Annotated in this window: 5 protein-coding genes, 1 tRNA gene and 1 rRNA gene; 6 read left to right on the top strand and 1 reads right to left on the bottom strand. The window is 38.9% G+C overall.

Translation table 11 applies throughout. The features are described 5' to 3' along the window. The 4 genes from H8S17_RS13900 to H8S17_RS13885 all read left to right on the top strand — a co-directional run. Window positions 1–168, top strand: a 23S ribosomal RNA gene (locus H8S17_RS13900); the annotation flags it as partial. 209 nt (window positions 169–377) lie between these two features. Next, window positions 378–450: transfer RNA gene (locus tag H8S17_RS13895), tRNA-Trp, on the top strand. A gap of 147 nt (window positions 451–597) precedes the next feature. Then, entirely contained in the window at window positions 598–1695 is a 1098-nt protein-coding gene (locus H8S17_RS13890; protein WP_243238090.1) for an HD-GYP domain-containing protein, read from the top strand. A 92-nt stretch (window positions 1696–1787) separates the two neighbouring features. Further along, complete coding sequence (locus H8S17_RS13885; protein ID WP_186867684.1) at window positions 1788–2879, top strand: hypothetical protein; 1092 nt, start codon at window positions 1788–1790, stop codon at window positions 2877–2879. Between the two features lie 32 nt (window positions 2880–2911). Here H8S17_RS13885 and H8S17_RS13880 read toward each other — a convergent pair whose 3' ends face one another. Further along, a complete protein-coding gene (locus tag H8S17_RS13880; protein WP_178052440.1) occupies window positions 2912–3064 on the bottom strand; it encodes a hypothetical protein in 153 nt (50 codons plus the stop codon). Window positions 3065–3228: 164 nt separating this feature from the next. Between H8S17_RS13880 and H8S17_RS13875 the strand changes: the two genes are divergently transcribed. Together H8S17_RS13875 and H8S17_RS13870 are read left to right on the top strand one after the other, a co-directional pair. Beyond that, window positions 3229–4836: a potassium/proton antiporter gene (locus tag H8S17_RS13875; RefSeq protein ID WP_186867683.1), complete on the top strand. Its 1608-nt coding sequence runs from the start codon at window positions 3229–3231 to the stop codon at window positions 4834–4836. 186 nt (window positions 4837–5022) lie between these two features. After that, the gene (locus tag H8S17_RS13870) at window positions 5023–6609 is read left to right on the top strand and encodes an ABC transporter substrate binding protein (protein WP_186867682.1); all 1587 of its coding nucleotides are present in this window, start codon (window positions 5023–5025) and stop codon (window positions 6607–6609) included. Window positions 6610–6676: the final 67 nt, after the last annotated feature.

Raw genomic sequence — 6676 nt, 5'->3', positions numbered from 1 at the left:
TGGAAGGGATAAACGCTGAAGGCATCTAAGCGTGAAGCCCCCCTTAAGATGAGATATCCCAGTTATAAACTGTAAGACCCCTTGAAGACTACAAGGTAGATAGGGCAGAGGTGGAAGTGCAGTAATGCATGGAGCTGACTGTTACTAATCGGTCGAGGGCTTGACCAAAAGCACTTAGCGAAAGCGAGTGAAACGAAGCTTGAGGTTAGTGCGTTGGTCGTTCGGTGAACGAAGAGAACCGAACTTCCTAAGAAAGAATGTTGACCGCATATCTAAGCATAAATCGGATAGATCTGTATGAAGTTTTGAAGGTATATGAAATCTGAAAACCAAAAAGTGAGAATGAATGACGTTTTATACGTCTTTTCATACTATATAGGGGTATAGTTCAGTTGGTAGAACGTTGGTCTCCAAAACCAAATGTCGAGGGTTCAAGTCCTTCTGCCCCTGTTAATCAGATAAAAACCGATAGAATCAGAAAATGGTTCTATCGGTTTTATTATATTTTTACAGTAAAAATAGTTTTCTTTTCTGGAAAATTTTGTTACAATGTAAAAGCAAAAAATATTGCCTTTACATTGAAATGGGGAAATTAACTTGATAAAAAGAAAGTATGTAAGAACAAGATCGTTGCAGAACGGGATGAAGATCGATCAGGCGATCATTGATCGTATGGGACGTACATTGATTGCAAGAGGTGCAATATTAGACGATTATATGATAGAAGCTCTGATGAATAGGGGTGTGTCAGGTGTTTATACTGTAGAGGGAAAAGAGGATGGAACTACAGAGAAAGAAAATATCTCTGAAAAGATGATAGAGAAGATTGAGGAACTCAAAGTAGAAGACCGGGCAAATGTGAAACTGACAGAGAGCGTCAAGAAGCGTGTGGCAACGGGAATTGCATATTTGTATAATAATACAGAGTCAGATGATTTTATAGATGCTACAAATAATATAGCAAACGATCTGATGAAGGCAATTACGGATAATGAGTCGATTGCAGTTGATATCAGTGCACTAAAAGTAAGTGATGAATATACATTTAAACATAGTGTCGATGTGGCTACGATGGCAATGATCATCGGAAAACAACATGGTCTGACGGAGAAAGAAGTTTATGAGATTGGGATTGCAGGCTTGCTGCATGATATCGGTAAAACAAAAATACCAAATGAAATATTAAATAAAGCGGGAAAGCTGACAGATGAAGAATTTTTATTGATGAAGCAGCATGCCCTGTTTGGGTATTCAATCTTAAAGGATAAAAAAGAACTTTCTGATCCGGTATTGATGGGTGTATTGCAGCATCACGAGAAATTAAATGGTAAAGGATATCCATTAGGTGTACCGGAGGAGAAAATCTATGAATATGCTAAGATCATATCGACTGCAGATATTTATGATGCATTAGTAACGGAGCGGCCATATAAAAAGGCATTTTCACCGAGAGCTGCCGTTGAGATGATTATGGCAATGACAGATGAATTAGATATCAATGTCATGCGGAGTTTCTTAGACAGTATCATTTTATATCCCGTAGGCAGTACAGTACAGCTTAGTAATGGAGAAAATGCAAAAGTCATCGAAAATAATCCGAAATATGTATTACGTCCAAAAGTATTTGGTTTAAAAACGGGCAAAGTATATGATCTGGGAAATGATCTGAAATGTGCAAATATAATTATCAAATAGCATGTAAAACCGGAGAAGGTTAAAATACCATCCGGTTTTATTTTTACACATGGAATAGAAATTTTATAGGTGGAAAGGAAAGGCGGAAAAATATGAACAGATTTAAGTTGGCATGGATTCTTTTGTGTATGGGAATTTTGATGGCAGGGTGTGCCGATACACAGAAAGAGGGAACAGATTTACAGACAGAGATCAAAACAGAAAAGAAACAATATACAGAACAAAAGAACACAGATGATAAAGAAGAAAGTGAGAAAATGGAACCAGATACTTCAACTAAAAATCTGATAGACATGCAGGATACAGAAATACAGAATGATAGCATACAGGATCTTGATACCGGAAAAAAGAGGATCATATGCTGGGGTGACAGCCTGACATATGGACAGGGTGGAGAAGGAACGACCTATCCGTCTGTTTTAGAAGAAAATTATCAGGCAGAAGTGATCAACTATGGTATTCAGGGGGAAACCGCAAGACAGATCGGGATTCGCATGGGTGCATTTCCTATGTCCGTAGGAACATTTGAAATTCCGGCAGAAACAGTACCTGTGGAGGTTTCTTTATGGCAGTGGGGAGAAGATCCGATCATGATGCGTTTAGGCGACTGTGCGATCAATCCCTGTACGATCGCAGGTGTAAAAGGAACACTTTCTTATCGGGCAGAAGAAGTAAAATATTATTTTACCAGACAGGAGGCAGGAGAGTCTGTGCCCGTGCCGGAAGGAACAGAAGTAGAAACCTTTGCAGCAATGGATAAAAAGGATTCAGATATCATCGTCTTATTTGCAGGGACAAATCTTCCACCGGACAAAGATACAGTAGGAGAACTGATCAATCTTGAAGAACAGATGATAGAATATTCAGGAACAGAACAATATATTGTACTGGGTCTGACTTCTAAGACATATATACCGGATGTGGAGCCGATCAATGAAGCATTGAAAGAGGCATTTGGAGAGCATTTTTTAGATATCCGTTCCTATATGTTACAACATGGTTTAGAGGATGCAGGGATCACACCGACAGAGCAGGATCAAAAGGATATTGCAGATGGAGAGATCCCATCAAGCATACGGGTAGACGATATCCATGGAAATGCAGCATTTTATAAGATCATCGGGGAACAGGTGGGTAAGAAATTAGAAGAACTTGGTTATCTGACAGAGCAGGATAAAAAATAGAGTGTGCATGATGCACACTCTGGATTTTTAGATCATAAGAGAATTCCTTTTTTACTTTTTAAGAGCCTTGCCCCATTGACAATCAGTAAAATGCCGGAAGTGATTCCTGTGACCAGAAGACAAATGCCGATTGCGAGATTCGCAGCACCGGTCGAACCAAGAGTTTTATAGATTTTTTCGTCCATAGAAAAGTCCTCCTTTAGCATAGCTGTATTTTAACATTATTTTGTAAATTATACAAATATAAATTTTGCGCTAAGATAAGTTGAAAAAGTGATAAAACATATTTTTTATGTTATTATCATATACATAATTGCGGATTTTATCTGACCAGAAAGGATTGAGGCACATGAATGATTATATTTTTTTAGCCGCAGTTGTAATTATTGCGTGCGTAGTTTGTAACCGTATATCCCATATGATTGGAGTTCCCATGCTCTTAGTCTTTATCTTACTTGGCATGTTTTTCGGTTCTGATGGAGTGATACGGATTGCATTTGACAATTTTCACGCTGCAGAACAGATCTGTTCTGCAGCATTGATATTTATTATGTTTTATGGTGGATTTGGAACAAAGTGGAGTACCGCAAAACCGGTAGTCGGGCGGGCTGTCTTACTTTCAACAGTGGGTGTTATCTTAACGGCAGGTCTTGTCGGTTTGTTCTGTTATTTCGTCTTACATATCAGTTTATCTGAAAGTTTTCTGATCGGTTCTCTGATCAGTTCCACAGATGCAGCATCTGTATTTTCTATCCTGCGTTCAAAACGATTGAATTTAAAATATCATACAGCATCATTATTAGAAGTAGAAAGCGGAAGTAATGATCCATGTTCCTATATGCTTACGATCATTATGCTTGGTATTATGGGTGGTGGAACTGTCAGTGCACAGGATCTGGTATTTTCTATTATCATACAGATCGCATCTGCGATTTGCATCGGAATGCTTGTGGCATTTGTCACCGAAGCCATTTTAATGAGGTATAAGTTTACAACCGAAGGATTTGATACGATATTTGTTTTTGGAATGATCCTGCTTTCGTATGCCCTGCCTTCCATGATCGGTGGAAATGGCTATCTGTCTGTGTATATTTTTGGAATCGCACTTGGAAATAAAAAATTAAAGAATAAGAAAACACTGGTGCATTTTTTTGATGGCGTGACAGGATTGATGCAGATGCTTTTATTTTTCCTGTTAGGGCTTTTATCATTTCCGTCGCAATTATTCCATGTTGCCGGAATCGGATTAGCAGTAGCTTTATTCTTAACTTTTATCGCAAGACCGGTCGCTGTATTTTTACTGCTGACACCTTTTTGCAGCAGGACATCACAGCAGATCTTCGTATCAGCGGCAGGACTTCGTGGAGCGGCATCGATCGTATTTGCGATCATGGCAGTAACGAGCAGTGCCTCTGTAGAACATGATGTGTTCCATATCGTATTTTTCATCGTATTATTTTCGATTTTGTTACAGGGAACATTTCTCCCATGGATCGCAACAAAACTTGATCTGATCGATGAGAAAGAGGACGTTTTAAAGACATTTACCGATTATACGCAGGAAGTACCGGTACAGTTTATCGAATTTTCTGTAAAAAAAGATCATCCATGGGCAGGCAGTATGGTAAAAGATATCTTACTTCCACCGGAAACATTACTTGTCCAGGTACGAAAACAGGATAATACCATGATCACACCGGATGGAAGTACAGTGTTAAATGAAGGAGACAGACTTGTATTAAGTGCAAGGGCAAATGGAATCGCAAAAGATGTGGAACTTTTAGAATTGTCATTAGATAAGGAGCATGAATGGATCGGCAAGAGAATTTCCGATGTCAGTTTAGAAGCCGGAAAACTGATCGTGATGGTACAGAGGGATGAAGATGTGATCATTCCGAATGGAGGAACGCTGTTAAAAGAAGGAGATATTTTAGTAATTAAAGAAAACTGTACATAAAACCGACAATATTTTACATAAAACCGACAAAATTTGACATATACTACCCAAAAAGACTGAAATATGTTATGATAAACTTTAACGATGGAAGGCAATCGAAAAGGGGGCGTTTATGGATTGTATAAAAAGTGTCTATTTTCATTCTTTTTGGTTTTGATAGTCAGTTCTCTTTGGGGAGAGAGTATTGTGGCAGGATTTCAAAAGGAAGAAAAGAGGGTATTATTTATCAGTTCGTATTCCTATGCATGGGAAACAGTGCCACAGCAGATAGAGGGTATTCAGGAAGCTTTATCAGATGAAGCATCCATTGATTATAAATTTATGGACACAAAGAATCTTACATCTGAGGAAAGCAGTGAATTGTTCTATCAGAGTATGCGGCAGTATTTATCAGAGGTAGATGCTTACGATGGAGTGATCGTGGGGGATGATGCAGCATTTTTGTTTGCATTAGATCACCAGCAGGAACTTTTTTCAGATATTCCGATCATATTTGAAGGTGTGAATGACCTGCAAAAAGCAGCCGAGGCAAGTGCACAGCCGTTGATCACAGGTGTAGCAGAAAGTCTTTCTTATGAAAATACGATAAAGATAGCTACGGAATTATATCCTGATGCAAAAGAGATTGTTGGTGTCTTAGATGATACGATCACAGGAGAAAGTGAAAGACGGGAATTTTACAGCTTTGCAGATAAGTTTCCGGATTACCGGTTCTCAGAAATCAATGCTGCAGCATACAGCAGGGAAGAACTGGCTGAAAAGGTAGCCGGATATGACGAAAGTACGATTCTGATATATATTATGTGCAGTATGGATAAAAACGGACACGTTTACAATGGAAATGATGGAGTAGCATTAGTCAGTGAGAATGCTGATATCCCTACATTCAGCATAGTATCAATTGGAATGGGAAGTGGTGTGTTAGGCGGAGAGATCGTATCGCAAAAGCAGATGGGTTATTTAGCGGCACAGATGTTAAAACAATATTTTCATGGTAAGAATATTCGGGATATCAAGATGATCGCTGAACCGCCATGGCAGTTTTGTTTTGACGAAAATGTCATGCGCAGGTTTGATATCAGGGATTCACAAATGCCGGAAAACAGCGAGTATGTCAATCACCGCGAAACTTTTACAGAACGTAATAAGCAGATGATACAGATCGCTGCGATCATCGTTACAGTCCTGACATTATTGATATTGATGCTGGCATTTGATAATCTAAAGCGCAGAAGGCTCTATGAGGCATTGGAAAAAGCGAAAACAGGATTAGAACATGCGGCAAGTTATGATGTTTTAACCGGATTGAAAAATCGTGGAATGTTTATGAAGAAACTTCAGCAGAAGATCGAGAAGGGCGACGAATTTGGCATTATCCTGTTTGACCTTGATAATTTTAAGCATATCAATGACTCTTTAGGACATAACAATGGAGATGTAGTCCTTAAGGAGATCGCAAGACGTTCTGTGGAGTTAGAAGACTTTGTATTTGAAGTATACCGCTTAGCCGGTGATGAATTTACAGCGATCGTATCTTCGAATCAGTCAGGGATCGTACGTGAATACGCAGAGTCAGTGCAGGGGATTTTTAAAAAAACGTTTGTATTAGAGGACAAAGAATATATGCTTCATTCGAGTATCGGTATCGCAATGTGCCCGAAAGATGGAAAAACACCAAAAGAGGTGGTTGCTGCGGCAGATGCTGCGATGTACCGTGTGAAAAATGCCGGAAAAGATGATATTGCATTTTATGAGGAAAGACATTCGAAGTAGGATGTCTTTTCTTTAATTATGCTTATAAAATTGCAATTGACAGAGTAGATTTCCTGTGATAGCCTAT

The organism is Roseburia zhanii (genome assembly GCF_014287635.1).
Taxonomy (GTDB): domain Bacteria; phylum Bacillota; class Clostridia; order Lachnospirales; family Lachnospiraceae; genus Roseburia_B; species Roseburia_B zhanii.
Note: the sequence above shows the minus strand (reverse complement) of the source record. Positions and strands in the feature narration are given on the sequence as shown.

Excerpts from the sequence above, each read along its gene's own strand:
- H8S17_RS13885 (WP_186867684.1), top strand. The coding sequence starts at position 1,788 with ATGAACAGATTTAAGTTGGCATGGATTCTTTTGTGTATGGGAATTTTG.
- H8S17_RS13880 (WP_178052440.1), bottom strand. The coding sequence starts at position 3,064 with ATGGACGAAAAAATCTATAAAACTCTTGGTTCGACCGGTGCTGCGAAT.
- H8S17_RS13875 (WP_186867683.1), top strand. The coding sequence starts at position 3,229 with ATGAATGATTATATTTTTTTAGCCGCAGTTGTAATTATTGCGTGCGTA.